The sequence below is a fragment of the Cloacibacterium sp. genome (assembly GCF_047601505.1).
GTDB lineage: Bacteria > Bacteroidota > Bacteroidia > Flavobacteriales > Weeksellaceae > Cloacibacterium.
In genome coordinates, this window is record NZ_JASGJD010000001.1 from 2210660 (window position 1) to 2228771 (window position 18112).

An 18112-nucleotide genomic window follows, 5' to 3' on the forward strand; every position below is an offset into this window, starting at 1 on the left:
ATGAAAATATCAATAATAACAATTGTATACAATAATTCAGAATGTATAGAGGATTGTATTAATTCTGTTTTGAAACAAGTGTATCCCAATGTAGAATATATAATTATAGATGGTGGATCTAAAGATAATACAGTGGAAATTATTAATAAATATAAAGATAAAATTTCTTATTTTATATCAGAAAAAGACAATGGTCTATATGATGCGTTGAATAAAGGTATTAAAGCAGCGACGGGAGATATAATAGGAATACTTCATTCAGATGATCTATTTTTTTATGATGATACTTTATCAAATATTGTTTCAGTTTTTGAAAAAAGTAACGCCGACTTAGTTTACGCAAAAGGACAATATGTAGATAGAACCAATATAAATCTTGTAAAACGTATATATCCTTCAAAGCCATTTAAAAAAATATATTTATATTTTGGATGGATTCCGTTACATACTACAATTTATGTTAAGAAAGAAATTTTTGATAATTATGGGAAATACCAAACTAATTATAAAATAGCCAGTGATTATGAAATATCTTTAAGATGGTTTTTTAATGATAAAATTAAAAAAATATTTTTAAATAATTGGGTAGTGAAAATGAGACTTGGAGGAAAAAGCACAACAATTTCTTTACAAAAATTAAAATCTAATGAAGATTTAAAAATAATTTCAAAATACAATCTTTTAGGATATTTTACGTTATTTTGTAAAATTGCAAGAAAGATTCCTCAATACCTTATACCTAAAATTTTCAGAATAAATTCTTAAATTTACAAACTAATAAAACAATCTTTTAAAATAAAAACAAAAATTTTTCAAATGAAAAATCTTATTTCAAAAACACTTTTTCTTTTTATTACTTTAATATTTATTCATTCTTGCAAGCCCAAAGCAGAGCTTAATTATATGAAAAATATAGACGAGCTTACTACAGAAGCTTCGATAGCCAATGCACATGCTTCATCTACCATACAACCAGGAGACCAATTGGGAATTTTAATTTCTGCTGATGATATGGATGTTGTTGCACCATTTAATCAAAATGCAATGCCCACAGAATCTAGTGTTAATACAGTGCCCAGTAGCAATATTCAAATGAGAGGAAGTTCTTCTAGTATGCCTGTTTATACAGTAAAAGCAGACGGAACGATAGATTTTCCTATTCTAGGTAGTTTAGACACCAAAGAAAAAACCGTTGAGCAGTTTTCAAACTACTTAAAGCAAAGAATGACGAAATATGTTATAAAACCTGTAGTAGTAAATGTAAATACTCTTAATTATAAAATTACCGTATTGGGACAAGTAAACAGACCTGGTACTTATACCATCAACGATGGTAATGCAACTTTGTTATCTGCGTTAGGTTTGGCGGGAGACCTCACCAATTATGGCATTAGAGATAATGTATTGGTGGTAAGAAACGAAAACGGACAAATTACTAAAACAAGAATAGATCTTACAAAAGCCGACTATCTCAATTTTCAGATGAAACAGAACGATGTAATCTATGTAAGTGGTAACGAAACTGTATCTAAAACCTCTAGATTAGACCCTAATGCCGGAATTTATATTTCTGTAGCGTCTATTGTTGTTACGATTTTGGCTTTGGTATTTAAAAAATAATTTCTTTTATGGATTTAAGAGACCAATTAAAAAATCTTTTCCCAGAGCATGAGGAACAAGATTTTGAAATGCCAGAAGAACAATTCGAGCAAAAGAATCCCTTAATTTGTAAATACGAAAAAAAAGGCAGAAATGGGAAACCTGTAACTCTAGTTGAAGGTTTTGAAGGAAACGATGAAGAACTGAAAAAAATCTCAAAAAAAATAAAAACCACCTTAGGAATTGGGGGTTCTGAGAAAGATGGAATAATTATTATACAAGGAGATAACCGAGATAAAATAATGCAAATTCTAAAAAATTTGGGCTACAAAACCAAAAGAGTTGGCGGATAAATTAACTCTAACTCTTTGAATTCAAAATATATAAAAAGCGAAAATTTATTTTTTCGCTTTTTCTTTTTTGTTGAAATTTATTCATTCAAAAAAAATTTCTTGTTTAGATAAAAACTTCTTAAATTTACTACCCTTTTTATAAAAATTATATATTATGCTAAATAAACTTGCAGCTTCTGAATTGGTACTTAATCCAGATGGAAGCGTTTATCATTTAAATTTAAAACCAGAAGATATCGCAGAAAAAATTCTTTTGGTGGGTGACCCAGATAGAGTACCGAAAGTATCTCAATATTTTGATAAAGTAGAGATAAAAAAGAATAAAAGAGAATTCTATACTCATACCGGTACTCTTCGCGGTGAAAGAATTACGGTAATGTCAACTGGTATTGGCACAGAAAATATTGATATTGTAATGAATGAGCTAGATGCTTTGGTAAATATCGATTTAGAAAAAAAAGAATTCAAAACAGAACATTCTGCACTACAATTGTTCCGTTTAGGAACTTGCGGAAGTGTAAATCCTGATGTGGAAGTGGATAATATGCTGGTTTCTGAAAATGTGGTAGGATTAGATGGTCTTTTGCATTTTTATGTAGATTATGAATTTGAGAATGAATTTTCTAAAAACTTTTTAGAAAAATTCCCTTACGAAAAAATAAAACCACTCCTCTATTTTGCAGATTGGACAGAATCTCAGTACGATTATTTCAAAGATGCTAAATATGTAGGAAATACGGCTACTTTCCCAGGATTTTATGCTCCACAAGGAAGACAGCTTCGTCTAAAATCTACAGACGACCAATTTTTAGAGGTTTTGAATGATTTGGGAGTTACCAACTTCGAAATGGAAACTTCTGCCATTTATGGGCTATCAAAATTGTTAGGACACAAAGCTATTACTATTAATAATGTAATTGCAAACAGAAGACGTGGCGAATTTGCTGCAGACCATCATCAATCTGAAAAAATGATGATTGAATGGGTTTTGGAAAGAGTAATAAAATAGGCTCTTAGTAGAAAAAGATTTCTCTTTATAAACAAAAAGGTGCTAGTAAAAATACTAACACCTTTTTTCATTTAGTTTAAATTAAAATGAGAAAACTTATTTGGAAAAATAAAACCAGTTAAAAATCTAACTGGCTTTGTTTTTTATCATTTGTGTTTTCCCTTTGTTTTGATGGTGCAAATATCATGATTTTTGATGTTTAAGCAAAAAAAACAAATACTCATTACCTACTCATATTTTCATCTTACTGCAAAAAAGTAGCTTACTCTATACTAAATAATGTTGAAAAATACATTAGTATCTGTTGTATTTGGAATGTTTAACTTAGAGCGTAGTCTATATTTTTTATTTTGAACGGTTCTAACAGATATAAAAGTATAATTTGCAATTTCCTTTGAAGAGAAATTGAGCTTAAGTAAAGCACAAAATTCTAATTCTGACTTTGTAAGTTTAGGAGAAATTTCTAATAACTTTTGTTCGAAGTCTGGGTATAAATCTAAAAAACGTGGATAGAATTTTTCACTATTTTCTTTTGCCAAATTCATTACTTCGTGTAACAAATCGCTTACTTTAGTTTCCAGATTTTCTAATTGTTTTTCTTTGTCTATAAGTTCTTTTTCAATTTCTTCTTTTTCCAATTGTTTTCTGCGGAAATTTCGCTGAAAATTGAGAAATAAAATGACAGATAAACTGGTTAGTATTGCGAAACTTATAATTAAATATGTTTTTTTTCTATTGTCATCAATTACATCTTGAGATTCTTTTTTAACTTCGTTTACAAGAGTATTTACCCCATTTAGTTTTTCTTCGTTTTCTTTTTGTAAATTTTCTAAATAGAGTAATTTGTATTTGCTATAACCGGTTTTATCACCTGTTTTTTTATAAGAATCTTGCATGAGTTCATAAATTGCGGTCATGTAAAAACCATCTTGAACTACATTATTAATATTTTCGGCTTTTTTTAAATATTCTATTGCTTTTTGGTGCTCTCCTTTTTTGTTATAAACTTCTCCAAGCCCTACATAATTGGAAACATTATAGTTTTTAATTTCAATAGTATCTTGTAAAGCGAGAGATTTGTTAAAATAATATGCCGCAGAATCTAAATTTAGGTCTAGATATTTTAAGCCAATATTGCCATAACCTTTTACAATTTGCTTTTTCCTCTCTTTAGGATTTTCTATTTTTTCGTATTCTGGAAGTGTTTTTTTTATATAATAAATTGCCTGATGCCTATTTTCTATATTGGAATATAAATCTGATAAAAACTGAAAATTATTGGCTTTAATCAAATTTTTATTTTCAAAATTATTTTTTTCAATATATTTTTTTGATTGAAGCAATTTATTTTCGGATTCGCTATAAGCTCCCAGAAAGTTTAGTGTAATCCCTACTCTATTCATCGCAATAGCTGTAAGCCTTATGTCTTTAGTTTTAGAAGCTTTTTTTTCTAGCTGTCTTGCATATTTATACGCTTTATCGTATTGAGCTTGTGTAAAGTAATAGAATGCTTTATTATTAAGTACTTCAAGTTTTGCTTTAATATTATTTTCTTTGTTGGCTTGTTTTTCTAAAGGTAAAAGTTCTTTATAACCTTTATCCATATCACTTTTCATAAGAGTTTGGTTGTCTCTAATTTTTTGAACCAATATATTTTCCTTTTGTCCAAAAACAAACGAATAAAATAATACCATCAATAAAAAATATCTCCTCATTAAATCCCGATTTTCATAGTCAAAGTAGCGTTTTCGGTTGCAAATTAGTAATATAAAACTAAATAAAAGAGTTTTTGCCCTATAATTTATCTATTAAATTCATTTTGTAAAGCAATCATTTACATGGTCATTCACCATTCCTGTTGCTTGCATGTGAGCATAAACCACAGTAGAACCCATGAACTTGAATCCTCTTTTCTTTAAATCTTTAGCTAATTTATCAGAAATTTCTGTGGTAGCCGGAACTTCTTTTAGAGTATTCGGTTGATTTATAATAGGTTTACCGTCAACAAAAGCCCAAATGTAATTAGAAAAACTTCCAAATTCTTTTTGTACTTCCATAAATTTTTGAGCATTGGTAATGGTGGCTAAAATCTTGAGTTTGTTTCTCACAATTCCGCTGTTTTGCATTAATTCTTCAATCTTATCATCAGAATATTTAGCTATTTTTTTATAATTAAAGTTATCGAAAGCTTTCTTAAAATTTTCTCTTTTTCTAAGAATTGTAATCCAGCTTAATCCTGCTTGGAAACTTTCTAAGATTAAAAACTCAAAAATTGTATCGTCATCATATACGGGTTTCCCCCATTCTTCATCATGATATTTTTGGTAAAGTTCGTCGTTTCCGCACCATGTGCATCTTATTTTATCCATATTATCTATTACTTTAATTATTTATTTTAATTAACTGATTTTTAAATATTTAAACTTTAATAAAACTTTATGAAATGCTTAACATTTTCTTTGCAATTCAAGGTTTAATTTTGTATTAGTTAAAAGTACAATATTTTTAACCAATGATTATTACCTTCCTAATAATAGTTATTCATAAAATCAAATTTTGTTTAGAAGAACCGAGAAATCGGTTCTTTTTTTATGCGATAAGCAATAATTATTTTAAATTTGCCAAAAATAAATTATTATGTACGGATTACTTAAAGGTAAAAAAGGAATTATTTTCGGTGCACTAAACGATCAATCTATCGCTTGGAAAGTAGCAGAACGTTGCCACGAAGAAGGTGCTGAATTTATCCTTTCTAACGCTCCTATCGCTATGAGAATGGGCGAAATAAATGCTTTAGCAGAAAAAACAGGTTCTGAAGTTATTGCTGCAGACGCTACTTCTATGGAAGATTTAGGAAATCTTTTTGATGCTGCTATTGCAAAATTCGGAAAAATTGATTTTATCTTACATTCTATCGGGATGTCTGTAAACGTAAGAAAAGGAAAACATTACACAGATATTAATTATGATTGGTTAGAAAAAGGTTGGGATGTATCTGCCGTTTCTTTCCACAAAGTAATGAAAACAGCTTGGGAAAAAGATTGTATGAATGAATGGGGTTCTATCCTTGCACTTACATATATCGCTGCACAGCGTACTTTCCCGGATTATAACGATATGGGAGATAACAAATCTTACCTAGAATCTATCGCAAGATCTTTCGGTTATTATTGGGGAGAGAAAAAAGTAAGAGTAAATACAATTTCTCAATCTCCTACCGTAACTACTGCTGGTTCTGGAGTAAAAGGTTTTGGTGGTTTTATGGGCTTTGCAGAAGATATGTCTCCTCTAGGAAACGCTTCGGCTTTGGATTGCGCCAACTATTGTATTGCTATGTTCTCAGATTTAACAAAGAAAGTTACCATGCAGAATTTATTTAACGATGGTGGTTTCAGCAATACCGGAGTTTCTCAAAAAGTGGTAGATAAATATAATGGAGAATAATTTTCCTCAAAATATATAAACCAAAAACCATTCAAGAAAATTGAATGGTTTTTTTATGTTTTTATTTGACGCTAGGAATTACGATAAGGCTTTCGTTTCCTGAGCTGTTTACCGCTTGTACTGCAAAGAAATAATTATCTTTAGAATAAGGCAGTTTTATAGCATTTTCTTGGGTGAAAAATTTTTTTTGCCAAGTAGAAGAATCTGTTTCTCTCATTAAGACATAATAACCAGCAACGCTGCCATTTTTTGGTTTTTCCCAATGAATTGTGGTGAAATTGGTTAATTCTTTTACCTCCATCTTTACATTTTCGGGTTTTGATGGCGCTTTAGCTAAATTTGCTAAAACCGAAACGTTAACTCCGACATTTTTCTTGAAATATTCAAAATCCATAAATTCTGGTAAATCTCCAAACTGCTTGCCATTTTCTTTTCGGATGTCTTGATGTTGGTGGTCGTAATTTTCATTAAATTCGGTTAATCTAACCGCCGCAAAACCTTGATTTACAAACGAAGTGTGGTCGCCACCTCGTAGAAATCTATCATTTCTATAGATTAATTTCACTTCTAAATTATCTACATATCGTTCTCCTATTTCTTTAATATATCTTGCCAATTGTCTGGCTTCGCCATCATTTTCTAAACCTAAATTTCTAATGCTTTGTGCCTTTTTGTCTAATTCAAATTGCGGTAAACCTTCGGAAAAAACTCTTAATTGATTGGCATTGATTAAATTGGTTTCACTGGTTAAATTATTCCCAATCATATCATTATTCAGCAAAGCTTCTAACTGCCAATTTTCCGTTTTTGCTTTTTCGGCAAGCATTTTTGCACCTAGTAAACTTTGTTCTTCTCCCGAAAATGCTACAAAAACAATTGTTGCAGGAAATTTTGACTTACTTAAAATTCTGGCAGATTCTATTACTGCACCTACTCCGCTTCCGTCATCATTAGCTCCAGGTGCGAAATCTTTAGCATTCATAACATCCGAAACTCTGGAATCAAGATGTCCGCCAATCATAAAAATTCTTTTATCATTAGGGTCTGTGCCTTTTAAAATAGCAATTGCATTTCCTAAATCTGTTGGATGACTGATTCTTTTTCCGTCTGGTTGAATGGTTTGATTTTGAAGAAAAACTTCCATTCTTCCATCTGCATTTTTAGCATAATTTCTAAATTTTGAAAGCACCCAATTTCTGGCAGCTCCAACTCCTTTTTTAGCATCTGTAGTAGAACTCATGGTATGACGAGTGCCAAAACTTATCAATTTATTGATGTGAGATTTTAATGAATCAGAACTTATTTCAGAAACATAATTTGCAATTTCGGCGTCTCTAGAAACGGTTTGTTGCGCAAAGAAACTCGCTGGAATTAGTAATAAGGTGAATAGTAATTTTTTCATATCAAATTTTATGTTGGTGATTTTTATTTCAATTTCAATATTTCATTACAAAAATTTTCGACTACGGCGTTGTAGGTAGCCCAAGAAGTGATGATTCTGATGGCAGATTTCTCATCATTTATTTTCTTCCAAATGTAGAAATCAAAATGTTCTGAAAGTTTCTCAATTTTAGAATTTTCAAGAATTGGAAAAATTTGATTGGTATCTGTTTCTGCAAGAAATTCGGCCTCTATTTCTTTGAAAGCTTCTTTTATTTTCATGGCTTGTGTATTGGCATGTTTAGCCAAATCCCAGTATAAATCATCTTTTAATAACTCTTGAAACTGAATTCCCAGCAATCTTCCTTTTGCTAACATTGCTCCTTTTTGCTTGAGATGAAACCCAAATTCTTCTTGCAAAACTTTATTATTAATTACGATGGCTTCACCTAATAAAGCACCGTTTTTGGTTCCGCCGAGATAATACACATCAGTTAATTTTGCAATATCTTCCCAAGTGATATTATTACTTTGTGCAGTGAGCGCGTGTCCTAATCTGGCTCCGTCCATAAAAAGGTAAAGATTTTTTTCTTTACAAAATTGAGATAATTCTTCTAGCTCCTTTTTGGTGTAAATTGTTCCAACTTCTGTAGAATTGGAGATATAAACCAACTTTTGCTTCACCTGATGCGGAATATTGGTATGAACATCTAAAATGCTTTGAATATCTTTTGGTCTTAACTTTCCGTCTAACGTTTCTACACCATGAACTTTGTGTCCTGTTGCTTCTATTGCGCCTGTTTCGTTGGTGAAAATGTGACCAGTATGCGCAGAAATTACACTTTCGTGAGGCTTTAGAATACTCGAAATTATGATTAAATTGGCTTGAGTTCCGCCATTTACAAAATGAACTTTAGAATCTGGCGAATTAGATTTTTCTTTGATAATATTTGCTGCGTTTTCAGAGTAAATATCTAATCCATAACCGTTTTGTTGGTCTAAATTATATTTTGATAAAGCTTCTAAAATTTTGGGGTGACAACCTTCGGAATAATCATTTTTAAAAGAAAATTTCATTTTTTACGTTTCAATAAAGATTTATAAAATTAGTACTAAACAAAGGTAGAAATTATTAATTAAAAAAAATATTATAGAATTTTTAAATCAATTGTAACCTTTTAATATAAAAAATCGTATAATAATATAGAACTCTAGATAGAGAGTTAGAATAGAATATGAGACAGCTTAAAATAACAAAACAAGTTACCAATAGAGAAACTGCTTCTCTAGACAAGTACTTACAAGAAATTGGTAAAGTAGAACTCATCACCGCAGATGAAGAAGTAGATTTAGCTCAAAGAATCCGAAACGGAGACAGAGCAGCTCTAGAAAAATTAATTAAAGCCAATCTGCGTTTCGTGGTTTCAGTTTCTAAACAATACCAAAATCAAGGTTTATCTCTTCCGGATTTAATTAATGAAGGAAACTTAGGACTCATGAAAGCTGCTAAAAGGTATGATGAAACCAGAGGTTTCAAATTTATTTCGTACGCAGTTTGGTGGATTAGACAATCTATTTTGCAAGCTTTGGCAGAACAATCTAGAATTGTAAGATTACCGTTGAACAAAATTGGTTCTATCAACAAAATTAACAAAGCTTATGCTCACTTAGAACAAGAAAACGAAAGACCACCTTCACCAGAAGAATTGGCAGAAGTTCTAGACATGAGCGAAGAAGACATTAAAGAATCTATGAAAAACTCTGGTCGTCATTTATCAATGGATGCACCATTAGTTGAAGGAGAAGATTCTAACTTGTACGACGTATTACGTTCTGGAGAATCACCAAGTCCAGATAAAGATTTAATGCTAGAATCTCTTCAAATTGAGATTGAAAGAGCATTGCAAACGCTTACTCCAAGAGAAGCAGATTTGGTAAGATTATATTTCGGATTAAACGGAAAACATCCTATGACTCTTGAAGAAATCGGCGAAACATTTGATTTAACAAGAGAAAGAGTAAGACAAATTAAAGAAAAAGCAATTAAGAGATTGAAACACAACTCTAGAAGCAAAATCTTGAAATCTTACCTTGGTAAATAATTCTGCTGTGGGCAATTCTGCTATCAGCAAAAAAGCAAAAAGATAGCGAAAGCTATCTTTTTTTTGTTTATATAAACTAAAGAAATTGAGATAAATAATATTGTAAAAAGTAAAAATTTTAAATGAAAACAAAACTTATTGCACCATCTGTTTTAGCTGCAGATTTTGGTAATTTACAGCGCGATATAGAAATGGTGAACAATTCTTCAGCAGATTGGTTTCACGTAGATGTAATGGATGGCAGATTTGTTCCGAATATTTCTTTCGGATTCCCGGTGATGAATGCCATTCAAAAACACGCCAAAAAATTCATCGATGTACATTTGATGATTGTAGAACCAGAAAAATATGTAGAAGAATTCATCAATTATGGCGCAGATTTGGTTTCGGTGCATTATGAAGCGTGTACACATCTTCACAGAACCGTTAATTTTATTCAAGATAAAGGAGCAAAAGCTGGCGTTGTACTTAATCCTTCTACTCCAGTTTGGGTTTTAGAAGACATCATTGCAGAAGTAGATTTGGTACTTCTAATGAGTGTAAATCCTGGTTTTGGTGGACAAAAATTTATAGAAAACACTTACAAAAAAATCAGAGAAACCAAAGAGTTAATTCTTGAAAATAATTCTACCGCTTTAATTGAAATTGATGGAGGTGTAAATACAGATAATGCAGCAAAACTTTTTGAAGCTGGTGCAGATGTTTTGGTTGCTGGGAATGCCGTTTTCGCCAGTGAAAATCCTGAAAGAACAATAGAACTTTTGAAAGTTTAAAAAAAATATAGATATTGGAAACTAATAAATCTTTTTTTGAAAGAATAATAGATGTAATTTCTTGGCTAAAAATAGTTGCTTCACCTACTCTTTTTGGCATTGCTGTAGGGTTTTTCTTAAAAATCTATTTTAAAAATGATTTAGGAGATTTTCTTTTTGGATTTTTTATTGTTTTCGGAATTATATTTGGGATATACTTAGCAAATAGAATGTCAAAAAAATATGGCGCTACAAATTTTATTTCAAAAGTAGATGCTTCACCTGATATTGACGAGTTTATCAAAGATAAAAAGTAAAAGTTCGAGAAATCTCTCGAACTTTTTTGTTATTATTTAGGAAAAATAATTAAAAAATCTCTCTTCCAGAAAAATGAAATTGAGCTTCAATAAGAGCATTTTCGTTAGAATCTGAACCATGTACAGCATTTTCTCCAACACTTCTCGCATATTTTTTTCTGATAGTGCCTTCTTCCGCATCAGCAGGATTGGTAGCACCAATTAATTTTCTAAAATCTTCTACTGCATTATCTTTTTCTAAAACAGCTGCTACAATTGGCCCTGAAGACATGAAATTTACCAATTCTCCATAAAAAGGTCTTTCGGCATGAACTTCATAAAATTTCTTAGCATCAGCTTCTGTAAGTTGAGTTAATTTAAGTGCTTTGAACTTAAAACCCGCATCAGCAATCATTTTTAAGATTGCTCCAATGTGCCCATCAGCTACAGCATCTGGCTTAATCATCGTAAATGTAATGTTACTTATCATTTTTTTTAATATTTTTTTGCAAATGTATAATATTTTTTTGTACTTTTGCAAAGGAAACTTATTCAACGAGACGCCATTTTCTTTTTTGGCACGTTATTTGCAATATCAATAACGATTCTCATGTTTAATTTGAGTTTTCATGGTTATTAGTTTTTACCTCCAATGCAAATTGGAGGTTTTTTTATTTCAATAAATAATGTTAGATTTGCCTTCATAATCTTCTAACTTATGAATTCTCTTACAGAAGAAAATTATCTTAAAGCAATTTTTCACTTAATAGATGATGAACAAAATGTCACTATAAATGAATTGAGTAAATTTCTTGGCATAAAAATGCCATCTGTGAATAGCATGATTAAAAAGTTTTCTCAAAAAAACTGGGTTATTTACGAGTCTTATAAACCAATTAAAATTACAGATAAAGGAAGAATTGAGGCTGCAAGAGTAGTAAGAAAACATAGGCTTACAGAGATGTTTTTGGTTGACAAGATGGGCTTTGGCTGGGAAAATGTACACGAAATTGCAGAGCAACTAGAGCATATACAATCTGAGATTTTTTTTGATAAAATGGATGAGATTCTCAATTATCCTAAAATTGACCCTCATGGTGAACCAATTCCTGATAAAGATGGAAATATCATTAATCAAGATTTTAGTAAATTAAGTGAATGTATCATTGGTGACAAAGTTACCTTACGCTCCGTTACCATTTCTACAGACGATTTTTTAAATTATCTCAACCAACGCGAGTTATCTTTAGGAATTGAAATAGAAATATTATCTATTGAGAAATTTGATTCTTCTTTCACTATTTTATTCAATAACAAAAAAGAATCTTTGAGCAAAATGGTTTGTGAGAAATTATTGGTTACTAAAAAATAAAAGCCCCGAAATCTCAGGGCTTTTATACAATTTTATTTTTTAAAATTATTTTCCAGCAGCATTAAGAGCAGCTTCTACCGCTTTCAATTCTTGGAATTTTGCATCGTTGTGAGAAGTTAAATAAAGCCCTTTTAACAAGCTTACCACTTCAATGTTTTTAGGTTCAAGAGCATACCATTTTTCGGCAAAAGGAAGAGCTTTAGCAAATCTTTCTCTTCTTTCGCTCAATAATCTATTGTACAATTCTGTTTTTTTAGCTTTTCTAGCAGTTTCAATAGCATCAATAGCTTTATCATCAGCGCTAATATAAACATTAAAAATTATCCCTTGTAAAGCTTCTTTATAAGCTGGGTCTATCTCTAAAGATTTTTTGAAATAACCTTCTGCTTCTGCTAATTTTGAAGGATCTTTACTTGAAAGAACTCCTAAATTATACCAACTTACTTTATCGTTAGGATCTTTTGCTACTTGTTCTTTTAAGTTATTTAAGAATTGGTCCATTTTACCAGATTTATAGTAAGTTGTTCCTTTTAATTCTGAAAGTTTAGAACTTTTTGGGAATTTAGCCAAACCTTTATCAATTAAAGAAAGCGCTTCGTCGTATTTTTTTGCATCTACATAAAGAGAAGCAGCAGTTTCATACAATTCTTGTTCTACACTTGGGGTGTTTTCCATTTTGAAATCTGTATAATCTGCAGTAGCACCCATTTTTTTGTAAAGCTCAAAAGAGTTTTTGTCTAAGTTTTCTACTTGTCCAGTTTTTTTATTTTTAGCTTTATACTCAGTTTTTACACCTGTGTAGCCTTCGTTAATTAGTTCTGAGAATAATTTTGAAGATTCATCAGATACATTTCCTTGAGCATACGCTAACGCTGAGTAATATTTGTATAATTTATCATCACTACCTGCAGCTTTCAACAGGTTATAAATTTCTAAGAAGCCTTTTCCAGCTTGTGCATAGCTTTTAGCATTGTAAGCTTTCATGGTTTCATCATTAATTTTGTTAATGATAGAATTTACTTCATTGCCAATTTTTGGAGTGGTAGTAGGCACATAAGTTTCTTCTTTAAGACCAGTTACACCAGAAGCATCAGCAGCAGCTTTTCCTACAAAATAAACTTTTTGTTTTTCAGCATTTTTACCTGTGTAGATTTTTTCTTTTCCTAGTTCGCTTATTTTTGCTAAAACTTCAGCTCCTTCAGATGTTTTACCTGCTTTAACAAGAGCAATTCCTTTTGTGTAATAATACTGTTCTAAAAGTGCAGGTTCTAACAAATAAGTCTTACCTCCTAAACTAGCTTCTGCAGCAGAAATTTGAGCATTAGCAGTAGTTAAATCTCCTGATTCAATAGCCTTAAAAGCAGAGGCAACCTCTTTCTTCTGTGCAAATGAAAAACTGAAAGCAAGTACTGCTACACTTAAAATTATTTTTTTCATAACGCTAAAATTGATTTAAAAAAAAGGACAAGCCACGACTTGTCCTTTTGTTAATATAATTATTATTCTTCTTTGTCGTTTTCTAAAGAGTTTTCTTTAGAATCTGTTTCTTCTGGATTTACAGATGGTGTTGCTTGAGATTCGCTCTCTGCGCCTTCTGTTTCCAAAGTTTCTTCAGATTCTTCTTCTACATCTTTATCCATTGTTACCTTGGCAACAGCTGCAATTTCATCATTGTTTTTAAGATTAATTAATCTAACACCTTGAGTATTTCTGCCCATAATTCTTAGTTCATCTAATCCCATTCTGATGGCAACTCCAGATTTATTAATAATCATTAATCCATCTTCGTCTGTTACAGATTGTATTGCAATAAGGTCTCCTGTTTTATAGGTAATGTTAAGTGTAATAACTCCTTTTCCGCCTCTATTGGTAATTCTGTAATCTTCTACAGCGGTTCTTTTTCCGTAACCTCTTTCAGAAACTACCAATACAGAATCTTTTTCCAAGTCATTCACAACAATCATACCAATTACTTCATCTCCTTCAGAAAGGTCTATACCACGAACTCCAATTGAAGTTCTACCTACAGATCTCACTTTTTCTTCTGGGAAACGGATACATTTACCACCTCTTGTTGCAATCATAATTTCTGAAGAACCTGTAGTAAGTTTTGCTTCTAACAATTGGTCGTCTTCTCTAATTTCGATAGCATTAATACCATTAACTCTTGGTCTAGAATACTGTTCTAAAGAAGTTTTCTTAATGATACCATTTTTAGTAACCATCACAAGATACATAGAATTAACGTAATCTGCATCTTTCAGGTCGTTGGTTCTAATGTAAGCTCTAATTTTATCGTCTGGTTCTATGTTAATTAAATTCTGAATTGCTCTACCTTTTGCGGTTTTAGAACCTTCAGGAATTTCGAAAACTCTCAACCAGAAACATTTACCTTTTTCTGTAAAGAACATCATGTATTGGTGGTTGGTAGCCGAAACGATGTATTCTAAGAAATCTGCATCTCTTGTTGTAGCCGCTTTGTTACCAACTCCTCCTCTACTTTGAACTTTATATTCAGATAGAAGCGTTCTCTTGATATAACCAGCATGAGAAATTGTAAGAACTACTTTTTCGTCTGGAATTAAATCTTCAATAGACATTTCTCCACCAGAGTAATCTATTTCCGAACGTCTTTCGTCTCCGTATTTTTCTTTAATTTCAAGAAGTTCGTCTTTAATGATTTGAAATCTTCTTGGTTCGTTTGCCAAAATATCTTCCAAATCTTTGATGAGAGCCATAATTTCTTCGTATTCTGCACGAATTTTATCAAGCTCCATACCTGTAAGACGAGCTAGTCTTAAATCTAGAATAGCTTGTGCCTGAATTTCAGAAAGTTCAAATTCTGCAATTAATCCTTCTTTTGCTTCTTGAGGATTTGCAGAGTGACGAATGATGGCAATAGCTTTATCTAAAGATTCTTGAGAGCCAATTACCTTCATAAAACCTTCAAGGATGTGGGCTCTTTCTTTAGCTTTTCTTAGTTCGTACTGCGTTCTTCTTACAATTACTTCGTGTCTGTGGTCAACAAAATGATGAATAATATCCTTCAAATTTAATTGCTCTGGTCTTCCTTTTACCAATGCAATATTGTTAACAGAGAAAGAAGTTTGTAGAGAAGTATATTTATATAATAAGTTAAGAACTACATTCGGGATGGCATCATTTTTCAGTTCATAAACTACTCTAAGTCCATTTCTGTCCGATTCATCACGAATTTCATAAATTCCAGGAATTTTATCATCTTTCACCAATTCAGCAGTTCTGGCAATCATCTCTGCTTTGTTTACTTGGTAAGGAATTTCGGTTACAATAATAGCGTTTCTATTGTGTACTTCTTCGAAGTTTACTTTAGCTCTAAGTATAATTCTGCCTCTACCTGTGTGGAAAGCGTCTCTTACACCGTCATAGCCATAGATAATACCACCGGTTGGAAAATCTGGAGCAATAATATGCTTCATTAATTCATCAATAGTAATTTCTCTATTATCTATATAGGCACAGATTGCATCTATAGATTCTGTTAAATTGTGAGGTGCCATATTGGTAGCCATCCCTACAGCGATACCCGAAGTACCATTTACCAATAAATTTGGAATTTTAGTAGGAAGAACTTTAGGCTCGGTAAGAGAGTCGTCGAAGTTGTTTTGAAAATCTACCGTTTCTTTGTCTAAATCTGAAAGAATTTCGTCTGAGATTTTTTTCAATCTAGCTTCGGTATAACGCATTGCTGCAGGTGGGTCTCCATCCATAGAACCGAAGTTACCTTGTCCGTCAACTTGTGGATAACGTAAACTCCAAGGCTGCGCCATTCTTACCATTGCATCATAAACAGAAGAATCTCCATGTGGGTGGTATTTACCCAAAACATCCCCTACAATTCTCGCAGATTTTAAATATTTTCTGTTTGAAAAAACACCTAAACCATACATACCATAAAATACCCTTCTATGTACAGGTTTTAAGCCGTCTCTTACATCTGGTAACGCTCTGGAAACAATTACCGACATAGAATAATCTATGTAAGACGTTTTCATTTCATCAACAATGTTGATAGGAATCAGTCTTTCTCCTTCTTTATGCATATTTTATTTTTTAATTAAATGAAAATCAATCTATTAATTATTTTGATTGATTTCTTAATTTTTATTTCTTAAAGAACGCACGAATATACGAAAATTACACGAAAATGCCTAAAATTTTTACAGATTTATTATCCACAAACATGATATATTTCAATTGTAGAACAATAAATTAAATTCAAGTTAATTTTTAATGAAAAGTAGAATTAAGCTAAAGGATTTCTTTCGATTTTATTTTTTGAAAACAAAGTAAACCGCTAAAATTAAACAGAAAAATGCAGCCAAATGATTCCATTTTAAAGATTCTGTTTTGAAAAAAATAATTGTAAAAACCGTAAAAACCAATAATGTAATCACTTCCTAAATTACTTTTAATTGAAACAAAGAAAAAGGTCCGCCATTTTCTTTAAATCCCATTCTATTAGCAGGAACTTGGAAAATATATTCGAACAAGGCAAATCCCCAACTTATTAAAATTACAGACCAAAGCGCCGTTTTCTTCAACCAGCCCCACTCTTGGAATTTAAGATGACCATACCAAGCAATCGTCATAAAAACATTAGAAATTACCAATAACATGATGGTGAAAAAGCCTTTTGTCATTTTTTAAGTATTTTTGCGAAATAATTTTCAAAATTAAGAAAAAAATGAGCGTTTTAAGTATAACCTTTCACACTGTAGAAAGTGAATTAAGTAATTGGGAGCAATATGTTGATACAGAATTAATAAAGTTGGTTGAAAATCTTTATGATGTAGAAAAATACATTCTTTCTGAAGTAGAAACCGAAATGCTTACAGAAGGCAAAAATACCAATCTGCTTTTGGTTTTCGAGAACGATGCCAAAAGGCAAGAATTTACAGAAACCGAACTTTTAAATATTTCCGAAAAAATCGGAAAACAATTCGGAGAAACAGTAATGATTTTTATAACGCAACTGAATACAAAAAAATCCAGATTCTAAAATCTGGATTTTTTTATGAGAGAGAATTTTTATTTTCGACTGGATAAAATCCTTAAAATATACCAAAATAAAAGCATAATAGATGCAAATAACTGCAATGAAGCCCCAACATATTGATTAGGCGTGTAAACATCATTTAATTTTTGAGTTTGATAAACAATACTCGCAGAAGCTAAGCCTACCATTGCAAAAGAGAACCATAAACCTAAATTAAAGCCAAAAATAGCTCCTACAACAATTACTCCCAGAGCAAGAAAACCTCCAATAACGATTATATTTTTTAAAAAAGAAAAATCTTTATTACCAAAAAAAGCAAGAGCTGATAAACTCAAAAACAAAACACCAGTCATTAGCCCAGCTTGTTTAATTGTTTCAATTCCGTTTGCATATATTGCGGCTATATAAATTAAAGGCAAGAAAATAACAGCTTCTAGTACAATGTAAAATAAAAGCCCTAAATATTGAACGTTTTTACTCTGAGAAAGAGTCCATTTATTAGCTAAAATTGACCCCAGCCAAAATAAACCTAAGATAAATAACCACGAAAGTCTGTTAGAAACCATCATAATTATATAATCTTCGGGAATATTAAATAATAATAAATACTCAAGTCCGGCAAATGCTAAAATAGCTAAGCCAACATGCAGATAAGTTTTTTTGTAAAATTCTGCTCTTTCAATCTCAGAAGATTGAGAAACTAATGTGTTTTCGAATTCCATAGTTAAATGTTTTTTAATTATTTTAAAGGTTAAAGTTATATCTTT

18 protein-coding genes and 1 pseudogene are annotated in these 18112 nt (G+C 31.1%); 10 read left to right on the forward strand and 9 right to left on the reverse strand.

Annotation, left to right across the window (positions count from 1 at the left end; translation table 11 throughout):
• The 4 genes from QM746_RS10150 (at position 1) to QM746_RS10165 (ending at position 2961) form a co-directional block, all read left to right on the forward strand.
• Positions 1-765 carry a glycosyltransferase family 2 protein gene (locus tag QM746_RS10150; protein ID WP_414984117.1) on the forward strand — a complete coding sequence of 255 codons (765 nt, stop codon included), beginning with the start codon at positions 1-3 and terminating at the stop codon, positions 763-765.
• 51 nt (positions 766-816) lie between these two features.
• Complete coding sequence (locus tag QM746_RS10155; RefSeq protein ID WP_414984118.1) at positions 817-1620, forward strand: polysaccharide biosynthesis/export family protein; 804 nt, start codon at positions 817-819, stop codon at positions 1618-1620.
• 8 nt (positions 1621-1628) lie between these two features.
• A complete protein-coding gene (locus QM746_RS10160) occupies positions 1629-1952 on the forward strand; it encodes a translation initiation factor (RefSeq protein ID WP_414984119.1) in 324 nt (107 codons plus the stop codon).
• Positions 1953-2106: 154 nt separating this feature from the next.
• Positions 2107-2961, forward strand: a complete 855-nt coding sequence (locus tag QM746_RS10165; RefSeq protein ID WP_414984120.1) for a nucleoside phosphorylase — start codon at positions 2107-2109, stop codon at positions 2959-2961.
• Between the two features lie 272 nt (positions 2962-3233).
• On the opposite strand, the gene QM746_RS10170 is transcribed toward QM746_RS10165, so the two are convergent.
• Complete coding sequence (locus tag QM746_RS10170; protein WP_414984121.1) at positions 3234-4676, reverse strand: LuxR C-terminal-related transcriptional regulator; 1443 nt, start codon at positions 4674-4676, stop codon at positions 3234-3236.
• Between the two features lie 99 nt (positions 4677-4775).
• Positions 4776-5330 carry a DNA-3-methyladenine glycosylase I gene (locus QM746_RS10175; RefSeq protein WP_414984122.1) on the reverse strand — a complete coding sequence of 185 codons (555 nt, stop codon included), beginning with the start codon at positions 5328-5330 and terminating at the stop codon, positions 4776-4778.
• A 265-nt stretch (positions 5331-5595) separates the two neighbouring features.
• On the opposite strand from QM746_RS10175, the gene QM746_RS10180 reads away from it, so the two are divergent.
• On the forward strand, positions 5596-6405 hold the full coding sequence (locus tag QM746_RS10180; RefSeq protein WP_374364456.1) for an enoyl-ACP reductase: 810 nt from the start codon (positions 5596-5598) through the stop codon (positions 6403-6405).
• Positions 6406-6466: 61 nt separating this feature from the next.
• Here the strand turns inward: QM746_RS10180 and QM746_RS10185 are convergent, their stop codons facing one another.
• Positions 6467-7807 carry a M28 family metallopeptidase gene (locus QM746_RS10185; RefSeq protein WP_414984123.1) on the reverse strand — a complete coding sequence of 447 codons (1341 nt, stop codon included), beginning with the start codon at positions 7805-7807 and terminating at the stop codon, positions 6467-6469.
• Positions 7808-7830: 23 nt separating this feature from the next.
• Complete coding sequence (locus QM746_RS10190) at positions 7831-8862, reverse strand: threonine aldolase family protein (RefSeq protein WP_414984124.1); 1032 nt, start codon at positions 8860-8862, stop codon at positions 7831-7833.
• A gap of 158 nt (positions 8863-9020) precedes the next feature.
• Between QM746_RS10190 and QM746_RS10195 the strand changes: the two genes are divergently transcribed.
• The 3 genes from QM746_RS10195 to QM746_RS10205 all read left to right on the forward strand — a co-directional run bounded on the left by QM746_RS10195 (position 9021) and on the right by QM746_RS10205 (position 10956).
• Positions 9021-9887, forward strand: a complete 867-nt coding sequence (locus QM746_RS10195) for an RNA polymerase sigma factor RpoD/SigA (protein WP_374364448.1) — start codon at positions 9021-9023, stop codon at positions 9885-9887.
• Positions 9888-10009: 122 nt separating this feature from the next.
• Positions 10010-10660, forward strand: a complete 651-nt coding sequence (rpe, locus tag QM746_RS10200; protein ID WP_414984125.1) for a ribulose-phosphate 3-epimerase — start codon at positions 10010-10012, stop codon at positions 10658-10660.
• 14 nt (positions 10661-10674) lie between these two features.
• Positions 10675-10956 carry a hypothetical protein gene (locus tag QM746_RS10205; protein ID WP_414984126.1) on the forward strand — a complete coding sequence of 94 codons (282 nt, stop codon included), beginning with the start codon at positions 10675-10677 and terminating at the stop codon, positions 10954-10956.
• Between the two features lie 49 nt (positions 10957-11005).
• On the opposite strand, the gene QM746_RS10210 is transcribed toward QM746_RS10205, so the two are convergent.
• A complete protein-coding gene (locus tag QM746_RS10210) occupies positions 11006-11425 on the reverse strand; it encodes a nucleoside-diphosphate kinase (protein ID WP_414984127.1) in 420 nt (139 codons plus the stop codon).
• 228 nt (positions 11426-11653) lie between these two features.
• On the opposite strand from QM746_RS10210, the gene QM746_RS10215 reads away from it, so the two are divergent.
• On the forward strand, positions 11654-12307 hold the full coding sequence (locus QM746_RS10215) for a metal-dependent transcriptional regulator (RefSeq protein ID WP_414984128.1): 654 nt from the start codon (positions 11654-11656) through the stop codon (positions 12305-12307).
• Positions 12308-12352: 45 nt separating this feature from the next.
• On the opposite strand, the gene QM746_RS10220 is transcribed toward QM746_RS10215, so the two are convergent.
• From QM746_RS10220 to QM746_RS10230, 3 genes and pseudogenes are all read right to left on the reverse strand, one after another.
• Positions 12353-13744, reverse strand: coding sequence for a tetratricopeptide repeat protein (locus QM746_RS10220; protein ID WP_414984129.1), 1392 nt, complete (start codon positions 13742-13744; stop codon positions 12353-12355).
• A 62-nt stretch (positions 13745-13806) separates the two neighbouring features.
• Entirely contained in the window at positions 13807-16389 is a 2583-nt protein-coding gene (gene gyrA / locus QM746_RS10225) for a DNA gyrase subunit A (protein WP_414984130.1), read from the reverse strand.
• Between the two features lie 228 nt (positions 16390-16617).
• Positions 16618-16989 (reverse strand): annotated as a pseudogene (locus tag QM746_RS10230) (DMT family protein).
• A gap of 44 nt (positions 16990-17033) precedes the next feature.
• Between QM746_RS10230 and QM746_RS10235 the strand changes: the two are divergent.
• Positions 17034-17348, forward strand: a complete 315-nt coding sequence (locus tag QM746_RS10235) for a DUF4286 family protein (protein ID WP_414984131.1) — start codon at positions 17034-17036, stop codon at positions 17346-17348.
• Positions 17349-17377: 29 nt separating this feature from the next.
• Here QM746_RS10235 and QM746_RS10240 read toward each other — a convergent pair whose 3' ends face one another.
• Positions 17378-18067, reverse strand: a complete 690-nt coding sequence (locus QM746_RS10240; protein ID WP_414984132.1) for a Bax inhibitor-1 family protein — start codon at positions 18065-18067, stop codon at positions 17378-17380.
• Positions 18068-18112: the final 45 nt, after the last annotated feature.